This is a genomic window from Delftia sp. WY8 (genome assembly GCF_018437695.1).
In the GTDB taxonomy this organism is placed as follows: domain Bacteria; phylum Pseudomonadota; class Gammaproteobacteria; order Burkholderiales; family Burkholderiaceae_C; genus Comamonas; species Comamonas tsuruhatensis.
On the sequence record NZ_CP049795.1, the window covers coordinates 5783631 to 5809876 of the forward strand.

2 protein-coding genes (1 of these 2 only partly in view) are annotated in these 26246 nt (G+C 70.9%); both read left to right on the forward strand.

The window, feature by feature from the left end; translation table 11 throughout:
* The gene (locus G4D77_RS26525) at nucleotides 1–9957 is read left to right on the forward strand and encodes a non-ribosomal peptide synthetase (protein ID WP_213757759.1); all 9957 of its coding nucleotides are present in this window, start codon (nucleotides 1–3) and stop codon (nucleotides 9955–9957) included.
* Nucleotides 9957–26246, forward strand: partial view of a non-ribosomal peptide synthase/polyketide synthase gene (locus G4D77_RS26530; protein WP_154833917.1) — the 5' portion only. 2217 nt of this gene lie beyond the right edge of the window; the window shows 16290 of its 18507 coding nt (coding positions 1–16290); it begins with the start codon at nucleotides 9957–9959; the stop codon falls past the right edge of the window. Before G4D77_RS26525 ends, G4D77_RS26530 begins: the two co-directional genes overlap by 1 nt.

Below are 26246 nucleotides of genomic sequence, written 5' to 3' on the forward strand. Positions count from 1 at the left end.
ATGTCCCTGAACGATCTCGATTCCCGCAAGTCCCGCCTGTCCGATGCGCAGCGCGCCGCACTGGCCCTGAGGCTCCGGGGTGCATCCGGCGCATCCGGTGCATCCGGTGCACCCGCTGCATCTGACGCAGGTGGCGCAGGTGGCCTGCCGGACGGCGACGCCCGCAACACGGCCCACACCATCACCCGCTGCGACCGCACGCTGGCCATTGCCCTGTCCCCCGCGCAGCGCAGCCTCTGGCTCACCTGGCGGCTGGAGCCCGCCAGCCCCGCCTACAACATGGTGGGATCGCTGTCGCTCAAGGGGCCGCTGGATGCGTGGGCGCTGGAGCAGGCGCTGCAGGCCCTGGCCGAGCGCCACGAGATCCTGCGCACCTGCTATCCGGCCGGCGAGGACGGCGAGCCCCGGCAGTCCATCCAGCCCGCCGCGCCCGTGCCCCTGCGCCACGTCGATCTGGGCGCATGGACGGACGGCGATCCGCAGGCCGAGGCGCAGCGCCAGGTGCTGCTGCTGGCCCGCCAGCCCTTTGCGCTGGACACGGAAACGCCATTGCGCGCCGTCCTGTGCCGGCTGGGCGCGCAGGAGCATGTGCTGGGCCTGTCGCTGCACCACATTGCGGGCGATGGCTGGTCCAACGGCATCGTGATCCAGGAGCTGTTCCACCTGTACGAGGCCCTGCGCACGCAGCAGCCATCGCGCCTGCCGGCCATGGCCCTGCAGTTCGCCGACTACGCCGTCTGGCAGCGCCGCTGGTTCGATGCCGGTGAGCGCGAGCGGCAGCTGGCCTACTGGCGCGCCCGGCTGGGCACCGAGCATGAGGCCCTGGCCCTGCCGATGAAGCAGGCCAGGGCGGCCGCGCAGGAGGCACAGGAGCAGCGCCTGGAGTTCACGCTGCCCGCCGCGCTGGCCACCCGCGTGCGTGCCCTGGGCCGCGCGCATGGCGCCTCGCTGTTCATGGTGATGCTGGCCCTGCTCAAGCTGGTGCTGTACCGCTTCAGCGGCACGCGCGAGCTGCGCGTGGGCACACCGGTGGCCAACCGCCAGAAGGCCGAGACGCATGGGCTGATCGGCTACTTCCTGAACCTGCTGGTGCTGCGCACGCACATCGATCCCGCGCAGGACTTCGGCGCGCTGCTGGCGCAGGTGCGCGAGGCGGTGCTGGGCGCGCAGGCCCACCAGGACCTGCCGTTCCACCTGCTGGTCGAGGCGCTGCAGCCGGCCCGCCAGCCGGACGTTCACCCGCTGTTCCAGGTCAAGTGCACCCAGCAGGAAGACGCCTCGGCCGCGCGCCACATCGCCGGCCTGGAGATCGCCATGCAGGCCGTCTCCAGCGGCCAGGCGCATTTCGACCTGAGCCTGGACTTCACCGACCGGCAGGACGGCATCGACTGCGTGCTGATCTACGCCCATGAACTGTTCGACGAAGCCGTGGTGCGTGACATGGCCGGCGCATTCCAGGATCTTGCGCGGCAGGTCACCGGCGCAATCAGCGACAGGCAGCCCAGGCTGGGCGAGCTGTCGCTGCCAGGCCGCGTGTCGGAGTCTGCAGGCCCGGTGCAGGCCTTTGGCGCCGACAGCGTGCTGGAGCTGTGGTCGCGCGCCGTGCAGGCCCATCCCGATGGCACGGCGGTCAGGGACGCGGGCTCGGCCCTGGGCTACGCGCAGCTGGACCGGCAGTCCGACCAGTTGGCCCGGGCCCTGGTGGCGCGCGGCGTGGGGGCCGATGTGCGCGTGGCCCTGCATGCCGAGCGCAGCTGCGCCTTTGTGCTGGGCCTGCTTGCCGTGCTCAAGGCCGGTGGCACCTATGTGCCCCTGGACCCCGGCCTGCCGGCGCAGCGGCTGGCCTGGCAGCTGCGCGACAGCGGCGCGGTGCTGATGCTCTGCCAGCAGGCGCCCGCCTGGGACGCGGGCGTTCCCCTGCTGAGCCTGGACCCGAATGCCTGCCAGGAGCCGTGCATTGCGGGGCAGGCGCTGCCGGCCGCGCCGCCGCATTCCGCACAGGGTGCCTATGTGATCTACACCTCGGGATCGACCGGGCAGCCCAAGGGCGTGGTCGTCAGCCACGGGGCGCTGGCCCACTATGTGCAGGCCGTGCTGCAGCGGCTGGACCTGCCCGATGCGGCGCGCAGCATGGCCATGGTCTCGACCGTGGCGGCGGACCTGGGGCACACCGTGCTGTTCGGCGCGCTGTGCTCGGGGCGCGCGCTGCATCTGATGGCGCCCGAACTGGCCTTCGACCCCGACGGCTTCGCGCGCTACATGGCAGAGCACCGGGTGGACGTGCTCAAGATCGTGCCCAGCCATCTGCAGGGGCTGCTGAATGCCGGCATGCCCGCTGACGTGCTGCCTGCCAGCCGCCTGGTGCTGGGCGGCGAGGCCACGCGCTGGCCGCTGATCGACCGCATCGCCGCGCTCAGGCCCGGCTGCCGCGTGCTCAACCATTACGGCCCCACCGAAACCACGGTGGGCATCCTCACCCAGGAGGCGGACGAGGTGCTGCGCGGCGGCGAAAGCCTGCCCGTGGGCAGGCCGCTGGCCAATAGCCGCGCCCTGGTGCTGGATGCCGACCTGCAGCCCGTGCCCCTGGGCGCCAGCGGCGAGCTGTACCTGGGCGGGCCGGGCCTGGCGCGCGGCTACCAGCTCCGGCCCGGGCAGACGGCGGAGCGCTTCGTGGCCAACCCGTTCCAGCCGGGCGAGCGCCTGTACCGCACCGGCGACCGCGTGACCATGCTGGCCGATGGCAGCCTGCAGTTCCTGGGCCGCATGGACGACCAGGTGAAGGTGCGCGGCTACCGCGTGGAGCTGCGCGAGGTGGCGCTGGCGCTGCAGGCCGTGCCCGGCGTGGCCCAGGCCGAAGTCGTGGCGCGGCTGGATGGGGAGGGAGGCGGGGACGGGCGCATGCAGCTGCATGCCTATGCCGTGCCCCAGGCGGGCGTGCCCGCCGACAGGCCGGGGTGGGCCGCCGCGCTGGCGCAGGCGCTGCCCGAATACATGGTGCCTGCCAGCATCACCGTGCTGGAAGGCATGCCCCTGACGGCCAACGGCAAGATCGACCGCAAGGCCCTGCCCGTGCCGGAGCAGGCGGCCGCCGATCTGTTCGAGGCGCCCCAAGGCGAGGCCGAGCAGGCGCTGGCCGCCGTCTGGGCCGACCTCTTCGGCCTGGAGCGCGCGGGCCGGCATGACGACTTCTTCGCGCTGGGCGGGGACTCCATCCTCGCACTCAAGCTGGTGGCGCGCGCCCGCAAGCGCGGCGTCAAGCTCACGCCCAAGCAGCTGTTCACGGGCAAGACGCCGGCGGGTGTGGCACGGCTGGTGGAGGGGCCGGTCGCCGGCGCCGAGCAGACCGAAGGCACGGCGCCCCTGCCCAGGGCAGACCGCAGTGGCCCGCTGCCGCTGTCCTTTGCGCAATTGCGCCAATGGTTCCTGTGGCAGCTGGAGCCCGCCGGTACGGCCTATCACATCAGCGGCGCGCTGCGTCTGCTGGGCACGCTCGATGTGCTGGCGCTGCAGCAAAGCTTCGACGCGCTGGTGGCGCGCCACGAGTCGCTGCGCACGGTGTTCCGCATGGGCGGGGACGGGCAGGTGGTGCAGGTGATCGCCGCACAGGGCAGTGTGCGGGTCGAGCAAACGGATCTGTCCGAACTCCCCGCTGCGCAGCGCCAGGAACAACTGGAACAGGCGGCGGCCGCCGTGCACCGCCAGCCCTTCGACCTGCAGGCCGGGCCGCTGCTGCGCGTGGGCCTGATCCGGGAGTCGGCCGAGGCGCATCTGCTGGTCGTGGCCATGCACCACATCGTCTCCGACGGCTGGTCCATGCAGATCATCGTGGATGAATTCGTGCAGCAGTACCGCGCACGGTGCCAGGGACAGGTGCCGCAGGCCGCACCCCTGCCGCTGCAGTACGCCGACTACGCGGTCTGGCAGCGCCAGTGGCTGGAGGCCGGCGAGCGGCAGCGGCAACTGGCCTACTGGCGCACCCAGCTGGGCGACACGCACCCCGTGCTGCAACTGCCCACCGACCACCCGCGCCGGCCCGGCGCGGACCATGTGGCCGCCAGCCATGGCCTGCAGCTGCCGGCCGAACTGGTCGGCAGCCTGCGCCGCCGCGCCCAGGCGCAGGACGCAACGCTGTTCGTGCTGCTGCTGGCGGGCCTGCAGGCCGTGCTGCACCGCTACACGGGCCAGGAAGACATTCGCGTGGGCGTGCCCATTGCCAACCGCCACCGGGTGGAAACGCAGGGCACGGTGGGCTTTTTCGTGAACACCCAGGTTCTGCGCGCCACGCTGGACGGGCGCATGGGCCTGGCGCAGCTGCTGGACCAGGCCCGGCAGGCCGCCCAGGGCGCGCAGGCCCACCAGGACCTGCCCTTCGAGCAACTGGTCGAGGCGCTGCAGCCCGAACGCAACGCCGGCACCCAGCCGCTGTTCCAGGTGCTGTTCAACCACCAGCGCCAGGACCGCAGCGCGCTGCAGCAACTGCCTGGGCTGGAGCTGCAGGAATATGCGCTGCAGGGCCAGGGCGCCCAGTTCGAGCTGACCGTGGACACCACCGAGGATGCGCAGGGCCGCCTGCACCTGCGCCTGACCTATGCCCGCGAATTGTTCGAGGCCGCCACCATCGGCGCGCTGGCCGGCCACTATGTGGCCATGCTGCAGGCGCTGGCCGATGATCCGGCCCGCAAGGTGGGCGAGGTCGCCTTGCTGGGCGCGGCCGAACTGCACAGGCAGCAGGCATGGGGCCGCGCCGCCGGCCTGCCTGCCGGTCGGCCGGCCGCAGCGCAGACGCTGCACGGCCGCTTCGCCAGCCAGGCATTGGCGCGGGCCGGGGCGCAGGCGCTGTCCTTCGAGCACCACGTTCTCGGCTACGCCGAACTCGACGCCCGGGCCAACCGCCTGGCCCACCGCCTGATCGCCCTGGGCGTGCGGCCGGAGACGCGCGTGGGCATTGCCATGCAGCGCTCGGTGGAGATGGTGGTCGGCCTGCTGGCCATCCTCAAGGCCGGTGGCGCCTATGTGCCGCTGGACCCGGATTACCCTGCCGACCGGCTGGCGCACATGGTGGCCGACAGCGGGATCTCTCTGGTGCTGACGCAGGCTGCGGTGCGTGAGCGCCTCCCGGGCGCTGCTGCGCTGCAGGTGCTGGAGATCGACACGCTGTACCTGTTGGGCGAACCCGATACCGATCCGCAGGTCGATGTGAACCCGGACAGCCTGGCCTATGTGATCTACACCTCGGGCTCGACAGGCAAACCCAAGGGCGCGCAACTGAGCCACCGCAACGTGGCACGGCTGCTGGACGCCACCGATGCCTGGTTCGGCTTCGGGCCTGACGATGTCTGGACCCTGTTCCACTCCTACGCCTTCGACTTCTCGGTCTGGGAGATCTTTGGTGCCCTGTGCACGGGCGGCAGGCTGGTGGTGGTGCCGTACTGGGTCAGCCGCTCGCCCCAGGACTTCCTGGCTTTGCTGCGTGCGGAGCGCGTAACGGTTCTCAATCAAACGCCTTCGGCCTTCGGGCAGCTGGCGCATGCGGTGGAGCAGGATGAAGAAGGCGGCTCCGGCCTGGCGCTGCGCCAGGTGATCTTCGGCGGCGAGGCGCTGGAGCCCGAGAGCCTGCGGCCCTGGTTCGAGCGCTTTGGCGAGCAGGCCCCGCAGCTCATCAACATGTACGGCATCACCGAGACCACGGTGCATGTGACGTACCGGCAGATCACCAAGGCGGATCTGGAGGGTGGTCGCAGCCCTGTTGGCGTGGCGATTCCAGACCTGGGCCTGTATGTGCTCGATGGCAGCCTGAACCTGCTGCCGCAGGGCGTGGCCGGGGAGCTGTTCGTGGCGGGCGAGGGCTTGGCACGCGGCTATCTCAACAGGCAAGGACTGACGGCAGAGCGCTTCGTTGCCAACCCGTTCAGCGAGACGGGCGAGCGTCTGTACCGCACGGGCGATCTGGTGCGCTGGAACGCTCAGGGCGAACTCGAATACCTGGGCCGTGCCGACCAGCAGGTCAAGATCCGGGGCTTCCGCATCGAGCTGGGCGAGGTGCAGTCGCAACTGCTGGCCCAGCCTGAAGTGCGTGAGGCGGTGGTGCTGGCCAAGGAGGGGGCGGGCGGTGCCAGACTGATCGCCTATGTGTCGCTGAATGCAGAAATCGCAGAGGGTCTGCTCAAGGACCGGCTGGGCGAGATACTGCCCGACTACATGGTGCCCTCGGCCATCGTCGTGCTCGATGCCCTGCCTTTGACCGCCAACGGCAAGGTGGACCGCAAGGCGCTGCCCGAGCCGGAGATGGTCAGCGCCCAGCAATATGAGGCACCGCAGGGCGAGTTGGAGGAAACGCTGGCGCAGATCTGGGCCGAGGTGCTGGGCGTGGAGCGCGTGGGCCGGCAGGACGGCTTCTTCGATCTGGGCGGGCATTCGCTGCTGGCCCTGGGCCTGCTGGAGCGCGTGCGCGCCCAGGGCCTGCGCGTGCAGGTGCGCACGCTGTTCCAGCATCCGAGGCTGGCGGAGTTTGCGCAGGCGGTATTGGAGGAACAGCAGGAGCAGCAGGGTGAGCAGGTGGCCGGCGAGATCGATGTGCCACCCAACGGCATCCCCGAAGGCTGCACGGCGATCACGCCGGACATGCTGACCCTGGTGGCGCTGGATGAGGAGGAGATTGCGCGCATTGCCGCTGCGGTGCCCGGTGGCGCAGCCAACATCCAGGACATCTACCCGCTGGCGCCGCTGCAGGAGGGGATTCTGTTCCACCACCTGCTGCAGTCCGGGGGCGATGTGTTCGTCTCGCCCAACCTGCTGAGCTTCGGGGCGCGCGAGCAGCTGCAATCCTTCGTGCATAGCCTCAATCAGGTGATTGCGCGCCATGACATCCTGCGCACGGCCGTGCTCTGGGAGGGGCTGTCCGAGCCCGTGCAGGTGGTGCTGCGTCAGGCACCGCTGCAGCTGCAGTGGCCTGATGCGGATGAGGCACATGAGGCACATGAGGCACTGGTGCCGCAGATGCTGGAGCAACTGCGCAGCCACGACCTGCGCCTGGACGTGCGGCAGGCGCCGATGATAGGGGCGCGGGCCGCGCACGATGCCGGGCAAGGCCGCTGGCTGCTGCAGCTGCTGAGTCACCACCTGGTGATGGACCGCATCACGCTGGACCTGCTGCTGCAGGAGGTGCTGCGGCTTCAGCAGGGCCGTGCGGCCGAGTTGCCGGTGCCCGTGCCCTTCCGGCGCTTTGTGGCGCAGGCTCGCCAGGGCGTGGCGGCCGAGGCGCACGAGCGGTTCTTCCGCCGCATGCTGGCCGATGTGCAGGAGCCCACGGCCGCCTTCGGCCTGCTGGACGTGCAAGGCGATGGCCGTGGCATGGAGGAGGCCCGCCTGCGGTTGGACGCCCCACTGGCCCAGGGCATGCGCCGCCAGGCGCGTGCGCACGGCGTCAGCCCCGCCGCGCTCTGCCACCTGGCCTGGGCGCTGGTGCTGGCCCGGACCAGCGGCAGGCAGGAGCCGGTCTTCGGCACCGTGCTGATGGGCCGCATGGACGGCGGCGCCGGTGCGCAGCAGGCGCTGGGCATGTTCATCAACACCTTGCCGCTGCGGCTGCCGCTGGGCGAAGGCAGCGTGCTCCAGGGCCTGCGCAGCACGGCGGCGGCGCTTGCGGCGCTGCTGCAGCACGAGCATGCCAGCCTGTCGCTGGCCCAGCGCTGCAGCGGCCTGCCTGCGGGAACGCCGCTGTTCGGCGCATTGCTGAACTACCGGCATGGCGCGGCCGAGGGTGCTGCGCAAGAGCTGGCCCGGGCCGGCGTGCAGGTGCTGGGCCGCCCCGAGCGCAGCAACTATCCCGTGGGCATGGCCGTGGATGACGACGGCCAGGGCTTTGTGCTCGTCGCCCAGGTGGTGCGCAGCGTGGGGGCCGGGCGCGTCTGCGCCTACATGCAGCAGGCCCTGCAGGCGCTGGTGCAGGCGCTGCAGCAGCAGCCCGGCCGCGACCTGCGCACGCTGGACGTGGTGCCCCCGGCCGAGCGCCAGGCGCTGCTGGCGCAGGCCTGCAACCCCCGCTCCTGGCCGCAGGCCTTGCCGGTGCACCGCATGTTCGAGGCGCAGGCAAGGCAGCGGCCCCAGGCCCCGGCCCTGGCCGCGGACGGGCAGGTGTTCAGCTACGGCGATCTGGACCGGCGGGCCAGCCGCCTGGCGCAGGCCCTGATCGCCCAGGGGCTGCGGCCCGGGCAGCGCGTGGGCCTGGTGGCCGAGCGCGGGGCCGCCATGGTGGCCGGCCTGCTGGCCATCCTCAAGGCGGGCGCCGCCTACGTGCCCGTCGATCCGGCCCTGCCCGATGAGCGCATGCGGTACATGCTGCAGGACAGCGGGGCCTGCCTGGTGCTGGCCTCGGGCCTGGCGCCGGGCCGGCTGGCCTTGCTCGCCGCCAGCGTGCCGAAGGTGCTGGAGCTGGAGGCGCTGGAGGTACCGGAGGTGCTGGAGGCAGTGGAGGCAAGGGAGCCAGGGCCGCAGGCAGGCACGGAACGCGCGCCCCGCGTCGAGGTGCATGGCGACCAGGCGGCCTATGTGATCTACACCTCGGGCTCCACCGGGCGGCCCAAGGGCGTGGTGGTGCGGCATGCGGCCTTCTCCAACTTCCTGCAGTCCATGGCGGCACAGCCGGGCCTGCAGGCGCAGGACGTGGTGCTGGCCACGACCTCCGTGTCCTTCGACATTGCGGGCCTGGAGATCTTCCTGCCCCTGGCCGTGGGCGCGCAGCTGGTGGTGGCCGGGCGCGAACAGGTGCGCGACGCGGCCGCGCTGGCGGCGCTGCTGGAGCGCAGCCGCGCCAGCGTGATGCAGGCCACGCCCTCGGGCTGGCGCCTGCTGCTGGCCGGTGGCTGGAAGGCGGCACGGCCCCTGAAGGCGCTGTGCGGCGGCGAGGCGCTTGCGCCGGACCTGATCGCCCTGCTGCGCGCGGCGGGCGTGGACCTCTGGAACCTCTACGGCCCGACCGAGACCACGATCTGGTCCAGCCTGCAGCAGGTGCAGGGCGATGCCGCCACGCTGGGCCAGGCCATCGCGGCCACCCGGCTGCTGGTGCTTGACGAAGGACTGCGCTGCGTGCCGCAAGGCGTGGCCGGTGAGCTGTTCATTGGTGGCCAGGGCCTGGCGCGCGGCTACTGGCAGCGGCCGGGCCTGAGCGCAGAGCGTTTTGTGGCCGATCCTTTCGCGGGTCCGGGTGAGGCTGGCGAACGCCTGTACCGCACGGGCGATCTGGTGCGCCGCAATGCCGATGGCGCGCTCGAATACCTGGGCCGGCTGGACCACCAGGTCAAGATCCGCGGCCACCGCATCGAGCTGGGCGAGGTGGAGGCCGCGCTGCTGGCCCAGCCCGAGGTGCGCGAGGCCGTGGTCACGGCAGCGGGGGCCGGCAGCGATACGCGCCTTGTGGCGCACGTATCTCTACATGCATCGCTGCATGCAGGCCCGCCCCTGGACGCTGCGGCACTGCGCGCAAGACTGGCCAGCGGCCTGCCCGACTACATGCTGCCGTCCGCCATCGTGGTGCTGGACACGCTGCCGCTGAACAACAGCGGCAAGGTGGACCGTGCCGCGCTGCCTGCGGCGCAGGCACCGGCCGGCCAGTCCTACGAGGCGCCTTCGGGGCAGGCCGAGGAAATGCTGGCCGGGCTCTGGTCCGAGCTGCTGGGCGGTGGCCGCGTGGACCGCCGCGACAGCTTCTTCGAGCGCGGCGGGCACTCGCTCAAGGTGGTGCAACTGCTGGCGCGGCTGCAGGGGGCAGGCGCTGCGGGGCTGACCGCCCAGGACATTTTCCGCACCCCGGTGCTGCAGGACATGGCAGGCCTGGTGCGCCTGCCGGCCCATGGCGGCGCGGATGCTGCGGGTGCTGCGGGTGCAACAGGCACGACAGGCGCGGATGCGCAGGTGCTCGATGCGCTGGATTCCTTTCTCGAAACTCTGGGAGATATCTGATGGACCGTGGCCGCCTGCGCCAAATCGCCGAGCGCTTTGCAAGCCTGGGCCCTGCCCAGCGCACGCTGGCATTGCAAAAGATCCGGGCCGAGGGACTGGATCTCTCGCACTTCCCCATCCCTGTCCGCGCACCATCGCCCGACCAGACCGAAGCCCTGTCCCATGCGCAGCTGCGCCAGTGGTTCCTGTGGAAGCTGGACCCGCAAAGCTCGGCCTACCACATCGCCCAGGCCTCGTGGATGCATGGCGAGCTGGATCTGGCGGCCTTGCGGCAGGCGTTCGGCGTGCTGCTGGAGCGCCACGGCGGACTGCGCACGGTGTTTGAGGAAAGCCCCGACGGCCTGGCGCGGCAGCGCATCGTGCCGCAGCTGGCCCTGGAGTTGCCGCTGATCGACCTGACCCCCTTGCCTGCCGCACAGCGGCGCGAACGGGCCCTGGCCGAAGCCGAGCGCCTGTGCCTCACGCCCTTTGACCTGACGCGCGGACCGCTGCTGCGCGTGGCCGCCGTCCGCCTGGACAGCCGCCAGCACCTGCTGGTGGTGGTGATGCACCACATCATCTCCGACGGCCGCTCCATGCAGATCCTGCTGGAGGAGTTCGCCGGCCTGTACGCGGCAATGGTGCAGCAGCGCCCGACCCGCCTGCCGCCGCTGCCCATTGCCTACAGCGACTACGCCGCCTGGCAGCGCGACTGGCTGGAGGCCGGGGAAAGGCAGCGCCTGCTCGACTACTGGCTGCCCGAGCTGGCCGGTGGTCAGGACCTGCATCTGGAGCTGCCCGCCGACCATGCCCGCGCGCCGGGCGCCGAGAACCGCTGGCATGCCGCCTGGCACCGGCTGGAGCTGCCCGCCAGCCTGGTGGCCGGACTGGAGCAGCGCGCCCGCGAGCAGGGCACCTCCCTCTTCGTGGCGCTGCTGGCCGGGTTCCAGGCCCTGCTGCACCGCTATACCGCCGAGACCGATATCCGCGTGGGCGTGCCCGTGGCCAACCGCAACCAGCCCGAGGCCCAGCCGCTGGTCGGCTTCTTCGTCAACACGCTGGTGATGCGTGGCCGGCTCGATCCCCGCATGCGCCTGCAGGAGCTGCTGGCCCAACTGGCCGAGCTGGTCCGCCTGGGCCTGGCCCACCAGGACCTGCCCTACGAGCAACTGGTCGAGGCGCTGCAGCCGCGCCGCAGCCTGGACGGCAGCTCGCTGTTCCAGGTGATGCTGAACTACCAGCACGAAGAGGCGGCCGGCCTGGCGGGCCTGGAGATCCAGAAGCTGGAGCTGGACGGCCTGGCCGCCCAGTTCGAGCTGACCCTGCACGCCAGCCGCCGCGCCAACGGCAGCCTGCAACTGGGCTTTGCCTATGCGCGCGAGCGCTTCGAGCCGGCCACGGTGCAGCGCATGGGCGCGCATCTGTCGCTGCTGCTGCAGGCGCTGGCGCATGCGCCGCAGTGCGCGCTGGACCAGGTGCAACTGCTGCCCGGCGATGAGCAGGCGCAGCTTCTGGACCGCAGTGCGCGCCGCAGTACCCGCAATGGACCTGCCCTCAACCCTGCGCAGCCCGCCTGCCTGCACCAGCGCTTTGCCACAAGCGCGCAGCAGCGGCCGGATGCGGTGGCGCTGACCTGCGAGTCCGCACGACTGACCTACGCCGAACTCGACGCCCGGGCCAACCGCCTGGCCCACCGCCTCATCGCCCTGGGCGTGCGGCCGGAGACGCGCGTGGGCATCGCCATGCAGCGCTCGGTGGAGATGGTGGTCGGCCTGCTGGCCATCCTCAAGGCCGGTGGCGCCTATGTGCCGCTGGACCCGGATTACCCTGCCGACCGGCTGGCGCACATGGTGGCCGACAGCGGGATCTCTCTGGTGCTGACGCAGGCTGCGGTGCGTGAGCGCCTCCCGGGCGCTGCTGCGCTGCAGGTGCTGGAGATCGACATGCTGGACCTGTCGGACGAACCCGATACCGATCCGCAGGTCGATGTGAACCCGGACAGCCTGGCCTATGTGATCTACACCTCGGGCTCCACGGGCCGTCCCAAGGGCGCGCAACTGAGCCACCGCAACGTGGCACGGCTGCTGGACGCCACCGATGCCTGGTTCGGCTTCGGCCCGGACGATGTCTGGACCCTGTTCCACTCCTACGCCTTCGACTTCTCGGTCTGGGAGATCTTCGGCGCGCTGTGCACGGGCGGCCGGCTGGTGGTGGTGCCGTACTGGGTCAGCCGCTCGCCCCAGGACTTCCTGGCTTTGCTGCGTGCCGAGTGCGTAACGGTTCTCAATCAAACGCCTTCGGCCTTCGGGCAGCTGGTGCATGCGGTGGAGCAGGATGAAGAAGGCGGCTCCGGCCTGGCGCTGCGCCAAGTGATCTTCGGCGGCGAGGCGCTGGAGCCCGAGAGCCTGCGGCCCTGGTTCGACCGCTTCGGTGACGAGAGCCCGCAGCTCATCAACATGTACGGCATCACCGAGACCACGGTGCATGTGACGTACCGGCAGATCACCAAGGCGGATTTGGACGGAGGCCGCAGCCCCGTTGGCGTGGCGATTCCGGACCTGGGCCTGTACGTGCTCGACGGCAGCCTGAACCTGCTGCCTCAGGGCGTGGCCGGAGAGCTGTACGTGGCAGGCGAGGGCCTTGCACGGGGCTATCTCAACAGGCAAGGACTGACGGCAGAGCGCTTCGTTGCCAACCCGTTCAGCGAGACGGGCGAGCGCCTGTACCGCACGGGCGACCTGGTGCGCTGGAGTGCCCAGGGCGAACTCGAATACCTGGGCCGTGCCGACCAGCAGGTCAAGATCCGGGGCTTCCGTATCGAGCTGGGCGAGGTGCAGTCGCAGCTGCTGGCCCAGCCCGAGGTGCGCGAGGCGGTGGTGCTGGCCAAGGAGGGCGCAAGGCTGATCGCCTATGTCTCCCTGCGTGACGCGGTGGAGGAAAGCCAGATCAAGCAGCGCCTGGGCCATGCGCTGCCCGACTACATGGTGCCCTCGGCCATCGTCGTGCTCGATGCCCTGCCGCTGACTGCCAACGGCAAGGTGGACCGCAAGGCGCTGCCCGAGCCGGAGATGGCGAGTGCGCAGGAATACGAGGCACCGCAGGGCGAGTTGGAAGAAACGCTCGCGAAGATCTGGGCCGAGGTGCTGGGCGTGGAGCGCGTGGGCCGGCAGGACGGCTTCTTCGAGCTGGGCGGGCATTCGCTGCTCGCCCTGGGCCTGCTGGAGCGCGTGCGCGCCCAGGGCCTGCGCGTGCAGGTGCGCACGCTGTTCCAGCATCCGAGGCTGGCGGAGTTTGCGCAGGCGGTACTGGAGGAACAGCAGGAGCCGCAGGGTGAGCAAGGGGCGCAGGTGGCCGGCGAGATCGACGTGCCGCCCAACGGCATCCCCGAAGGCTGCACGGCGATCACGCCGGACATGCTGACCCTGGTGGCGCTGGATGAGGTGGAGATTGCTCGCATTGCCGCGGCGGTGCCGGGAGGTGCGGCCAACATCCAGGACATCTACCCGCTGGCGCCGCTGCAGGAGGGGATTCTGTTCCACCACCTGCTGCAGTCCGAGGGCGATGCCTATGTCACCTCGCACACGCTGAGCTTCGACTCGCGCGAGCGGCTGCAGCGGTTTGCCGAGAGCTTTGACCAGGTGGTCGCGCGGCATGACATCCTGCGCACGGCCGTGTTCTGGGAGGGCCTGGCGACGCCCGTGCAGGTCGTCTGCCGGCAGGCCCGCCTGCCGCTGTCCTGGCTGGAGGAGGGCGGAACAGCGGCACCATCGCAGGACGCGCTGGCCCGGCTGGCCGCCTGCGCCCACGGCTACCGCATCGACCTGCGCAAGGCGCCGCTGATCCACCTGGTGGCCGCGCACGACGCGCCGGGCCAGCGCTGGCTGCTGCAGATCCTGGCCCACCACATGGTGGACGACAACACCACGCTCAAGCAGGTGATCGGTGAGATCGCGCTGATCCAGCAGGGCCGCTCCAGCGCGCTGCCCCGGCCGCTGCCGTTCCGCCAGTTCGTGGCCCAGGCGCGCTCGGGCGAGGGCATGGCCGGGCATGAGGCGTTTTTCCGCACCATGCTGGGCGATGTGCAGGAGCCCACGGCGCCCTTCGGGCTGCTGGATGTCCAGGGCGACGGAGCGCGCACGAACGAGGTGCGGCAGGTGCTTGACGGCGGCCTTGCCGCCCGGTTGCGGCAGCAGTCCCGGCGCCACGGCGTCAGCGCCGCCGCGCTGTTCCACCTGGCCTGGGCCCTGGTGCTGGCCAGGACCAGCGGCAGGGACGACGTGGTGTTCGGCACCGTGCTGTTTGGCCGCATGCAGGCGCAGCAGGGCGCGGCCCGCGCGCTGGGCATGTTGATCAATACGCTGCCGCTGCGCGTTCGCCTGGCCGGTCGTGGCGTGGCCCAGGCCCTGCGCCAGACCCAGTCCGCGCTGACGGACCTGCTGCACCACGAGCATGCCAGCCTGTCGATGGCCCAGTCCTGCAGCGGCCTGGCCGGCGGGGCGCCGCTGTTCACGGCCCTGCTCAACTACCGGCACACGGCGCTGCAGGACGCGGACGCTGGCGATGCCTGGAGCGGCGTGCAGATACTGCAAAGCCACGAGCGCACCAACTTCCCGTTCGGCCTGTCGGTCAACGACACGGGCGAGGGCTTCACGCTGATCGCGCATGTGATCGATGCGGTGAATGCCCACAGCATGTGCGGCTACATGCACCAGGCGCTGGACGGCCTGGCCGATGCCCTGGCGCGCGACCCCGGCCAGCCCGTGACCGCGATTGCGGTGCTGCCCGCGCATGAACGGGACAGGCTGCTGCAGTGGAGCCTCAATGGAAAGGCCCATCCCGAGGCCCTGCCCGTGCACCGGGAATTCGAGGCCCGCGTGCGGGAGCAGCCCGATGCCGTTTGCCTGGTCCATGGCGACGAGGCGCTGACCTCGGCCCGGCTCAACGCCCGTGCCAACCGGCTGGCCCACCGGCTGATGGCCCTGGGCGTGGGGCCGGACGTGCGCGTGGGCGTTGCGCTGGAGCGCTCGGTGGACATGGTGGCCGGGCTGCTGGCGGTGCTCAAGGCCGGCGGCGCCTACGTGCCGCTGGACATGGAGTACCCGGTGGACCGCCTGGCCTACATTGCCCAGGACAGCGGCATCGCCCTGCTGCTGACCGAGCGCAAGGCACGCGAGCGCCTGCCGTTCGCGCAGGCGCTGAACGTGGTCGAGCTCGACGATCTGGACCTGGACGCAGGGCCTGACCACAATCCCGGCGTGGCGGTCCATGGCGACCATCTGGCCTATGTGATCTACACCTCGGGCTCCACCGGCCGGCCCAAGGGGGCGGCCAACCGGCATGCCGCGCTGTCCAATTGCATGGCCTGGATGCAGGACCACTACCGGCTCACGCGGGCCGACGCGGTGCTGCACAAGGCGGCCTTCGGCTTCGATGTCTCGGCCTGGGAAATCTTCTGGCCGCTGACGGCGGGCGTGCGCCTGGTGGTGGCCCGGCCCGGCGACCACCGCGATCCCGAGCGCATCGTCGCGCTGATCCGCCGCCACCAGATCACCACGCTGAACTTCGTGCCGGCCATGCTGCAGGCGTTTCTGGCCCATGAAGGCATCGAGGAGGAGACCCGCCTGCGCTATGTGATCTGCGGCGGCGAGGCCATGCCGGCCGAGACACAGCGTGAGGCCCTGCGCCGCCTGCACGGCGTCAGCCTGCAAAACCTCTATGGCCCCACCGAGGCCGCCATCCACGTGACGCACTGGACCTGCCGCGACGATGGCCGCAGCCCGGTCCCCATCGGCCGCCCCGTCAGCGCGACCAAGGCCCTGGTGCTGGGCCAGGATCTGGGACTGGTTCCCGCAGGCGTGGCCGGCGAACTCTATCTGGGCGGGCAGGCGCTGGCGCAGGGCTACCTGGGCCGGCCCGGCCTGAGCGCCGAGCGCTTCGTCGCCGACCCGTTCGACCAGGGCGGCGGCCGCCTGTACCGCACGGGCGACCTGGTGCGCTGGAACGACGAAGGCCAGCTGGAGTACCTGGGGCGCCTGGACCACCAGGTGAAGATCCGGGGCTTTCGCATCGAGCTGGGCGAGATCGAGGCCCGGCTGCTGGCCCAGCCCCAGGTGCGGGAGTCCGTGGTCGTGGCCCGCAAGGGCTCTGCCGGAATGCACCTGGCGGCCTATGTCTCGGCGCATGAAGGGCAGCAGGTCACGGCGGCCGAACTGCGCGAGCGCCTGGCCCTTGAACTGCCGGACTACATGGTGCCGGCCGCCATCATGGTGCTGGACCGCCTTCCCCTGAATGCCAATGGCAAGGTGGACAGGGCCGCCTTGCCCGAGCCTGAACTGCTGGCCAGCCTGCACTACGAGGCGCCCGTGGGCGACGGCGAGCAGCGGCTGGCCGCACTCTGGAGCGAGGTGCTGGGCGTGGAGCGCGTGGGGCGCCAGGACCATTTCTTTGAGCTGGGCGGGCACTCGCTGCTGGCCCTGAAGCTGCTGGAGCGCATGCGCGCCCAGGGCTGGGTGACGCAGGTGCGCACGCTGTTCCAGCACCCCCGGCTGGCGGATCTGGCGCTGGCGCTGCGCCGCGAGCAGGGCCTGCCCCGGCATGAGGTGCAGGTGCCGCCCAACGGCATTCCCGAAGGCTGCACGGCCATCACGCCCGACATGCTGACGCTGGTGGCGATGGACGCGCAGCAGATCGCGCGGGTCGAGGCCGCCGTGCCCGGTGGCGCGGCCAACATCCAGGACATCTATCCGCTGGCGCCGCTGCAGGAAGGCATTCTGTTCCACCACACGCTGCACCAGCAGGGCGACGCCTATGCCACGCCCACGCTGCTGGGCTTTGACACGCGGGAGCGTTTGCTGGGCTTTGTGCAACGGCTCAACCAGGTCATCGCACGCCACGACATCCTGCGCACGGCCGTGCTGTGGGAGGGGCTGGCCGAGCCTGTGCAGGTGGTCTGCCGGCAGGCGCAGGTGCTGCTCGACTGGCTGGAGCCTGGTGAACGCGAGGGCGAAGGCGATGTGGCCGCCGCGCTTCAGCAGCGGCTGGACCCGCGCGTGCAGCGCATCGATGTGCGCCGCGCGCCCATGATCCGCGCCGTGGCGGCGCAGGATGCTCCCCACGGGCGCTGGCTGCTGCAGCTGCTGACGCATCACCTGGTGCTGGACCACACGACGCTGGAGCGCATCGTCGAGGAGATCGCGCTGATGGCGCAGGGCCGCGAGGCGGAGCTGCCCAGGCCTTTGCCGTTCAGGCGCTTCGTGGCCCAGGCCCGCCTGGGCGTGAGCACCCGGGAGCATGAGGACTTCTTCCGCGCCATGCTCGGCGATGTGGATGAACCTACGGCGCCGTTTGGCCTGCTGGATGTGCAGGGCGACGGCAGCGCGGTGGAGGAGGCCAGGCTTGCGCTGGATGCACCGCTGTCGCGCGAGCTGCGCCGGCAGGCGCAGCGCCATGGGGTGAGTGCGGCCAGCCTGTTCCACCTGGCCTGGGCGCTGGTGCTGGGCAGGACCACGGGCAAGGATGACGTGGTGTTCGGCACCGTGCTCTTTGGCCGCATGCAGGGCGGGGAGGGCGCGCACAGTGCGCTGGGCATGTTCATCAACACGCTGCCGCTGCGCATACGGCTGGGTGGGCGCAGCGTGCAGGACTGCCTGCATGAGACGCATGCGGGGCTGACGGGGCTGATGCACCACGAGCACGCCACGCTGTCGCTCGCACAGCGCTGCAGCGCTCTGGCGGGGGGGACGCCGCTGTTCTCGGCCCTGCTCAACTACCGCTACAGCGCGGCGCCGCAGGAGGGGGGCGCAGCCTCGGGCGCATGGGAAGGCATGACGGCGCTGGGCGGGCAGGAGCGCACCAACTACCCCGTGACCGTGTCCATCGATGACCTGGGCGAAGGCTTTGGCATCGTGGCCCAGGCCGATGCTGCTTTGGGGGCTGAACGGCTGTGTGGATACATGGCGGCGGCCGTGGCCTCCCTGGTCCACGCGCTGGAAAGCGAGCCCGGCCTGGAGGCTGCGGCGCTGGACATGCTGGACGGCAAGGAATGGGCGCAGCTGCAGGCCTGGAGCCTGGGCGCCCGAGCCGAACCCGGAATGCAGCCCGTGCACCAGCTGATCGAGCGCCAGGTCCAGGCACGGCCGGATGCCGTGGCGCTGGTCTTTGGCGATCAGGTTCTGAGCTACGACCAGCTCAACCGCCGCGCCAACCAGCTGGCACACCGGCTGATGGCCCTGGGCGTGAGGCCGGAGACCCGGGTGGGCATCGCCATGGAGCGGTCCATCGAGATGGTGGTGGGCCTGCTGGCCATCATGAAGGCCGGTGGCGCCTATGTGCCCCTGGACCCCGATCACCCGCCCGAACGGCTGGCGCAGATGATCGAAGACGGCGCCGTGCGGCGCCTGCTCACCCACAGCGCGCTGCGCAAGCGCCTGCCCGCAGGCGAGGATCTGCAGTGGCTGGACATCGACCGCATCGATGTGGCCGGTGAATCTCAGCGCAACCCCGTGGTTGCCGTGCATGGGGAGCATCTGGCCTATGTGATCTTCACCTCGGGCTCCACGGGCCGTCCCAAGGGCGCGGCCAACCGGCATGCGGCCCTGCACAACCGGCTGGCCTGGATGCAGCAGGCCCATGCGCTCGATGCCTCGGACGCCGTGCTGCAAAAGACACCGTTCAGCTTCGATGTGTCGGTCTGGGAGTTCTTCTGGCCCCTGATGGCCGGCGCCCGGCTGGTGATGGCCGCGCCTGGCGATCACCGTGACCCCGCAAGGCTGGTGGCGCTGATCACGGGCCATGGCGTCACCACCGTGCACTTCGTGCCTTCCATGCTGCAGGCCTTTGTGGCGCACGCGGGCGTTGCAGCATGCACGGGCCTCAGGCGCATCCTGTGCAGCGGCGAGGCCCTGTCGGCCGAGGCGCAGAACGCCGTCTTCAGGTTGCTGCCCGGAGCCGGTCTCTACAACCTCTATGGCCCGACCGAGGCGGCCATCGACGTCACCCACTGGCGCTGCCGCGACGACGGGCGGCGCCAGGTTCCCATCGGCCGGCCCATCAGCGGTATCCGCACCTATGTGCTGGACTGCGCCATGCGGCCGGCGCCACAGGGCGTGGCCGGCGAGCTGTACCTGGGCGGCATGGGCCTGGCGCGCGGCTATCTGAACCGCCCCGCGCTGACGGCCGAGCGCTTTGTGGCCGACCCGCTGGACACGCAGGGCGGCCTGCTGTACCGCACGGGCGACCTGGTGCGCTGGAACGGCGAAGGCCAGATCGAGTACCTGGGGCGCCTGGACCACCAGGTGAAGATCCGCGGCCTGCGCATCGAGCTGGGCGAGATCGAGGCCCATCTGCTGGCCCAACCCGGCGTGCGCGAGGCCGTGGTGGTCGCGGCGCAAGCCACATCGGGCGCGGCGGGCGCACGCCTTGTCGCCTATGTGGCCGGCCCGGACGCCGATGCGGGGCTGGCCGAAACCTTGCGCCAGGCGCTGGCCCGGCGGCTGCCGGACTACATGCAGCCTTCGGCCATCGTCGTGCTGCCTGCGCTTGCGCTCAATGCCAACGGCAAGGTGGACCGCAAGGCCCTGCCGCAGCCCGAATGGGCGCAGCGTGGATACGAGCCGCCGCACAACGGGGTCGAGCAGCAGCTGTCGGCGATATGGGCCGAGCTTCTGGGGCAGGACCGCGTGGGGCGGCGCGACAACTTCTTCGAGCTGGGCGGACACTCGCTGCTGGCCATGGGCATGCTGGAACGCATGCGCGCGCATGGCCTGTCGGCCTCGGTACGCAGCCTGTTCCAGCATCCGCAGCTGGCGGATTTTGCGGCGCAGCTGATGCAGGCGGACGGCGCCGCCCAGGTGCAGGTGCCGCCCAATGGCATCCCCGAAGGCTGCACGGCCATCACGCCCGCCATGCTGACACTGGCGGCGCTGGACGTGCAGGAGATCGCACGGGTCGAGGCCGCCGTGCCCGGTGGCGCGGCCAACATCCAGGACATCTATCCGCTGGCGCCATTGCAGGAAGGCATTCTGTTCCACCACACGCTGCACCCGCAGGGCGACGCCTATGCCACGCCCACGCTGCTGGGCTTCGACACGCGCGAGCGGCTGCTGGGCTTTTTGCAACGGCTCAACCGGGTCATCGCACGCCACGACATCCTGCGCACGGCCGTGCTGTGGGAGGGGTTGGCCGAGCCCGTGCAGGTGGTCTGCCGGCAGGCGCAGGTGCTGCTCGACTGGCTGGAGGAGAGCGAAGGTGAAGGGGAAGGAACGGATGTGGCCAGCCGGCTGCAGGCCGTGCTGGACCCGCGCGTGCAGCGCATCGATGTGCGCCGCGCGCCCATGATCCGCGCCGTGGCGGCGCAGGATGCGCGCAACGGACGCTGGCTGCTGCAGCTGCTGACCCACCACCTGGTGCTGGACCACACGACGCTGGAGCGCATCGTCGAGGAGATCGCACTGATGGCCCAGGGCCGCGAGGCGGAGCTGCCTAGGCCCCTGCCGTTCAGGCGCTTCGTGGCCCAGGCCCGGTTGGGCGTGAGCACCAGCGAGCATGAGGACTTCTTCCGCGCCATGCTCGGCGATGTGGACGAGCCCACGGCGCCGTTTGGCCTGCTGGATGTGCAGGGCGACGGCAGCGCGGTGGAGGAGGCCAGGCTTGCGCTGGATGCACCGCTGTCGCGCGAGCTGCGCCGGCAGGCGCAGCGCCATGGGGTGAGTGCCGCCAGCCTGTTCCACCTGGCCTGGGCGCTGGTGCTGGGCAGGACCACGGGCAAGGATGACGTGGTGTTCGGCACCGTGCTCTTTGGCCGCATGCAGGGCGGGGAGGGCGCGCACAGCGCGCTGGGCATGTTCATCAACACGCTGCCGCTGCGCATACGGCTGGGCGGGCGCAGCGTGCAGGACTGCCTGCAAGAGACGCATGCGGGGCTGACGGGGTTGATGCACCACGAGCACGCCACGCTGTCGCTGGCGCAGCGCTGCAGCGCTCTGGCGGGGGGGACGCCGCTGTTCTCGGCACTGCTCAACTACCGCTACAGCGTGGCCCCGCAAGAGGGCGCCGCAGCGGACGCAGCCTCGGGCGTATGGGAAGGCATGACGGCCCTGGGCGGGCAGGAGCGCACCAACTACCCGGTGGACATGTCCATCGATGACCTGGGCCAGGGCTTTCGCCTGGTCGGGCAGGCCAGCAAGACCGTGGGCGCGCAGCGCCTGTGCGCCTACATGCTGGCCGCCGTGGAAGGCATTGTTGCGGCCCTGGCCGAAACGCCTGCGTTGCCGGCCTGCGATATCGAGCTGCTGGACCGGGACGAATGGGCGCTGCTGACGCAATGGGCGCAATCGGTGCAGTCTGGATGCAACCCGCAGAGCCGCGATGCCCAGCCCCTGGTGCACAGGCTGTTCGAGCAGCAGGCGGACGAGCAGCCCCAGGCCACGGCCCTGGTCTTTGGCGACGAATGCATCAGCTATGCGCAGCTCAACCGGCGTGCCAACCGCCTTGCGCACCGCCTGATCGCCGAGGGAGTGGGCGCGGAGGTGCGCGTGGGCATTGCGGTGGAACGCTCGGTGGAGATGGTGGTGGCCGTGCTGGCCGTGCTCAAGTCGGGCGCGGCCTATGTGCCCCTGGACCCCGGCTATCCGGCCGAGCGCCTGGCCCACATGGTCGAGGACAGCGGCATGGCCTGCCTGCTCACGCAGTCCCGCCTGGGGCTTGCGGTGGCCGGTCGCGTGAAGGCGCTGGACCTGGATGCCATCGGCGCGATGCCGGGGCCCGACCACAACCCCGGCGCCGCCGTGCATGGCGAATGCCTGGCCTATGTGATCTACACCTCGGGCTCCACCGGCCGCCCCAAGGGCGTGGGCATCTCCCACCGCTGCCTGGCCGAACAGGCGCAGCTGGCCGTCGGCTTTGCCGCGCTGTCGCCGCAGGACCGCGTGCTGCAGTTCGCCACGCTGAATTTCGATGGCTGCATCGAGCAGCTGTTCGCGCCGCTGGTGGCCGGCGCGGCCATGGTGCTGCGCGGGCCCGAACTCTGGGACAGCGCCACCTTCCACAGGGAACTCATGGCCAGGCAGATCAGCGTGGCCGATCTGACCACCGCCTACTGGCTGCTGCTGGTCCAGGATTTTGCGCGCCAGGGCCTGCGCGGGTACGGGCGGCTCAGGCAGGTGCATGTGGGCGGCGAGGCCATGCCGGGCGCCGGCCTGCAGGCCTGGCGCGATGCCGGGCTGGGCCATGTGAGGCTGCTCAATGCCTATGGCCCGACCGAGGCCACCGTCACGGCCTCCCTCTTCGACTGCACGGGCCTGGTGGAAGGCGCCGGCGCGGCGCCCCAGGACCTTCCCATAGGCCGGCCTCTGGCGGGCCGGCACATGTGGGTGGTGGACGACCGGATGCGCCCCGTGCCCCTGGGCGTGGCCGGCGAGCTGTGCATAGGCGGGCCCCTGCTGTCGCGCGGCTACCTGAACCGGGCAGGGCTCAGCGCGGAGCGCTTTGTCGCCGACCCCTTCGGCCGCGATGGCGCAAGACTCTATCGCACGGGCGACCTGGTGCGCTGGAATGCGCAGGGCCAGCTGGAGTACCTGGGGCGGGTGGACCACCAGGTCAAGATCCGCGGCCTGCGCATCGAGCTGGGCGAGGTGCAGGCGCAACTGCTGGCGCTGGACGATGTGCGCGAGGCCGTGGTCGTGGCCGGCGAGGGACCGGCGGGCACGCGGCTGCTGGCCTATGTGTCTGCCCGCAGCGGGCGGACCCTGGACGGGCAGGAGATGCGCGAGCGCCTGGCCACGGTACTGCCCGACTACATGGTGCCGGGCGCCATCATGGTGCTGGACCAGTTGCCGCAGAACGCCAACGGCAAGCTGGACCGGCAGGCCCTGCCCGCGTTCGGCATGCCAGCCGCCAGCCAGGCGCCCGAGGGCGAACTGGAGACGCTGCTGGCCCGTGTCTGGGCCGAGGTGCTGGGCCTGGAGCGGGTGGGGCGCAGCGACAACTTCTTCGCGCTGGGGGGTGATTCCATCCTCAGCCTGCAGATCGTCTCGCGCCTGCGACGCTTCGGCTGGAAGCTGTCGCCACGGCAGCTGTTCGAGCGGCAAAGCATTGCCGAGCTGGCGCGTGTGGCCGAGCCCGTGCAGGACGAGGCGGTGGAGCAGGAGACCCCGGTCCAGGGAAGCGTTCCCCTGCTGCCCATTCAGGCGGAGTTCTTCGAAACGGACGTGCCGCAGCGATCCCACTGGAACCAGGCCCTGCTGCTGCGCAGCACGCAGCCGCTGCAGCCTGCACCGCTGCGCCAGGCCCTGGCCGACCTGCTGGCCCGGCACGACAGCCTGCGCCTGCGCTTTCGCCCCACGGCGCAGGGCGCCTGGGAGCAGGCCTACGCAAGCCCGTCCGAGGCCGACCTGCAGGCACTGCTGTGGGTGTGCCAGGCACGGGATGCCGGCGCGATCGAGGCCTTGTGCGAACAGGCGCAGCGCAGCCTGGACATCGTCCACGGGCCGCTGCTGCGCGGGCTGTGCATCGAGGTGGGCGACGGCAGCTGGCGCCTGCTGCTGGTGGCCCACCATCTGGTCGTCGATGGGGTCTCCTGGCGCATCCTGCTCGAAGACCTGCGTTCGGCCTATGCCAGCCGGCTGCAGGGCCTGGAGCCCGCCAGGGTCCACAAGACCGCCAGCTACCAGCGCTGGTCGCAGGCGCTGCAGGCCCATGCCGCGCAATGCGGCGGCGAGCTGGCCTTCTGGCAGGCGCTGGCCCAGGTGCCGGCCGTCCTGCCCTGTGCCCGTCCCGGGGGGGCCAACACCCTGGCATGGCAGTCCAGCGTCGAGCTGCGGCTGGACCGCGAGCGCACCGAGGCCCTGATCAGCCGCGTGCCGGCGGCCTACAGGACGCAGATCAACGACATCCTGCTGGCCGCCCTAGGGCGCGCCCTGTGCGCGTGGAGCGGGCAGCAGCGCATCCTCGTGGACCTGGAGGGCCATGGCCGCGAGGAGCTGTCGGCCGGCGTAGACGTCTCGCGCACCGTGGGCTGGTTCACCAGCGTCTTCCCGGTGGCGCTCGATGCGGGCACAGGCCCGGGCGACGCGCTCAAGCGCGTCAAGCAAAGCCTGCGCGAAGTGCCGCTGCACGGCCTGGGCCATGGAGTGCTCAAGTACCTGGGCACGGCGCAGCAAAGGCAGGCCATGCAGGCCTTGCCCCGGGCCAGCCTGGTCTTCAACTACCTGGGGCAGTTCGATGCAAGCTTTGACAGCGCGGCCCAATGGCTGCCGGCTGCAGAGGGCAGCGGCATGCCGGCCGACGCCTCGGCGCCGCTGTCGCACGAGTTCACCATCAATGGCCGCGTGTACGACGGCGAGCTGGTGATGACGGCCGCCTTCAGCACGGCGCGCCACGACACCGCCGATGTGCAGGCCTGGATGGGGCGCTACCGGCAGGAGCTGGAAGGCCTGATCGACCACTGCCTGAGCGGCGCGCAGGGGGTGACGCCCTCGGACTTCCCGCTGGCCCGGGTCACGCAGGCGCAGCTGGACGGCCTGGACCTGCCTGCGGGCAATCTGGCGGACCTCTATCCGCTGTCTCCCATGCAGTCGGGCATGCTGTTCCACAGCCTGTCCGATCCCTCGGGGCTGTCCTATGTCACCCAGCTGCGCATCGACGCGCATGGCCTGGATGCCGCGCGCTTCCGAAAGGCCTGGCAGGCGGTGCTGGACCGCCATGCCGTGCTGCGCAGCGGCTTCCTGGCCGATGCGTCCCTGCCGCTGCAATGGGTGGCCAGGCAGGTCCTGCTGGACATCACCGAGCATGACTGCCGGCACAGCGAGGATGTGGCGGGGGCCCTGGATGCCCTGGCCGCCGGGCAGTTCGCGGCCTTCGACCTCAGCAAGCCGCCGCTGATGCGGCTGGCCCTGGTCCGGGTGTCCGATGGCAGCCACCACTGCATCTGGACCGCCCACCACCTGCTCACGGACGGATGGAGTTCATCGAGCCTGCTGGGCGAGGTGCTGCGCGACTACAAGGGCATTGCCGTGGAGCCCGTGGACACCAGCTACCGCGACTACATCGCATGGCTGCAAGGCCTGGACCACGGGGCCAGCGAGGCCTACTGGAGGCGCCTGGTGCAGCCGCTGCACGAGCCCACCTTGCTGGTGGATGCGCTTGCCCGGCCTGCTGTCCGGCCTGGTGCCTTGCCTGCAGCCCGTCAGGGGCACCACGAGGCCGGCGCCGCGCTGGATGCCGGTGCCACGCAGCAGCTGGTGGAGTTTGCCCAGCGCGAGCGCGTGACGGCCAACACCCTGGTGCAGGCCGCATGGTCGCTGGTGCTGGCGCGGTACACGGGCCAGGCCACGGTGGCCTTCGGGGCCACGGTGGCTGGCCGCCCGCCCGAGCTGGCCGGCGTGGAAAGAATGCAGGGGCTGTTCATCAACACCTTGCCGGTGGTCGTGGCCTGCGACGGCGCGCTGGAGCTGGGCCCCTGGCTGCGCACGCTGCAGGCACAGAACCTGGCCTCGCGCGAGCATGAGCAGACGTCGCTTTCGGACATCCAGCGCTGGGCGGGCAAGGGCCAGCGCGGCCTGTTCGACAGCATCCTGGTGTTCGAGAACTACCCCATGGATGCGGTGCTGTCCGCGCATGACGACCCGCATCTGCGGTTTGCGGTGACGCATGCCATCGACGTGACCTCCTATCCCATGGACCTGGAGGTGCGGCTGGGCGATGTGCTGTCGCTCAAGATGATCTACCAGCGGAGCAGCTTCGGCGATGACGCCGTGCAGGCACTGCTGCGGCAACTGGTGCAGGTGCTGGCGTCCATGGCGGGCGAGGGCATGCACTGCCTGCGGGACATTGCCTTGCTGCCCGAGCCCGGCCGCGATGGGCCGGGGGGCACGGGCACGGGCACGGGCACAGGAACGGATGCCTGCCGCCCGCCGTTCCTGCCCGTGCATGCCTGCATGGCGCTGCAGGCGCGCCGGGACCCGGGTGCGGTGGCGCTGCTCATGGGCGAGCAGACCATCAGCCATGGCGAGCTGCAGGCGCGCAGCAACCATTTCGCCAACCGCCTGGTGCAGTCCGGCGTGGGGCGCGGCGCCATCGTCGGCATCGCCATGGAGCGTTCGCTGGAAATGGTGATCTGCCTGCTGTCCGTGCTCAAGGCGGGCGCGGCCTACCTGCCCCTGGACCCGGCGTCGCCGGCCGAACGCCAGAGGTTCATGCTGGCAGACAGCGGTGCCTCCCACCTGATCGCCCACAGGTCGGCGCTGCACAAGCTGGGCACGCCGGCCGTGGCCCATCTGGTGGTGGCCGAGGAGGTGGACTTCACCCAGGCCTGC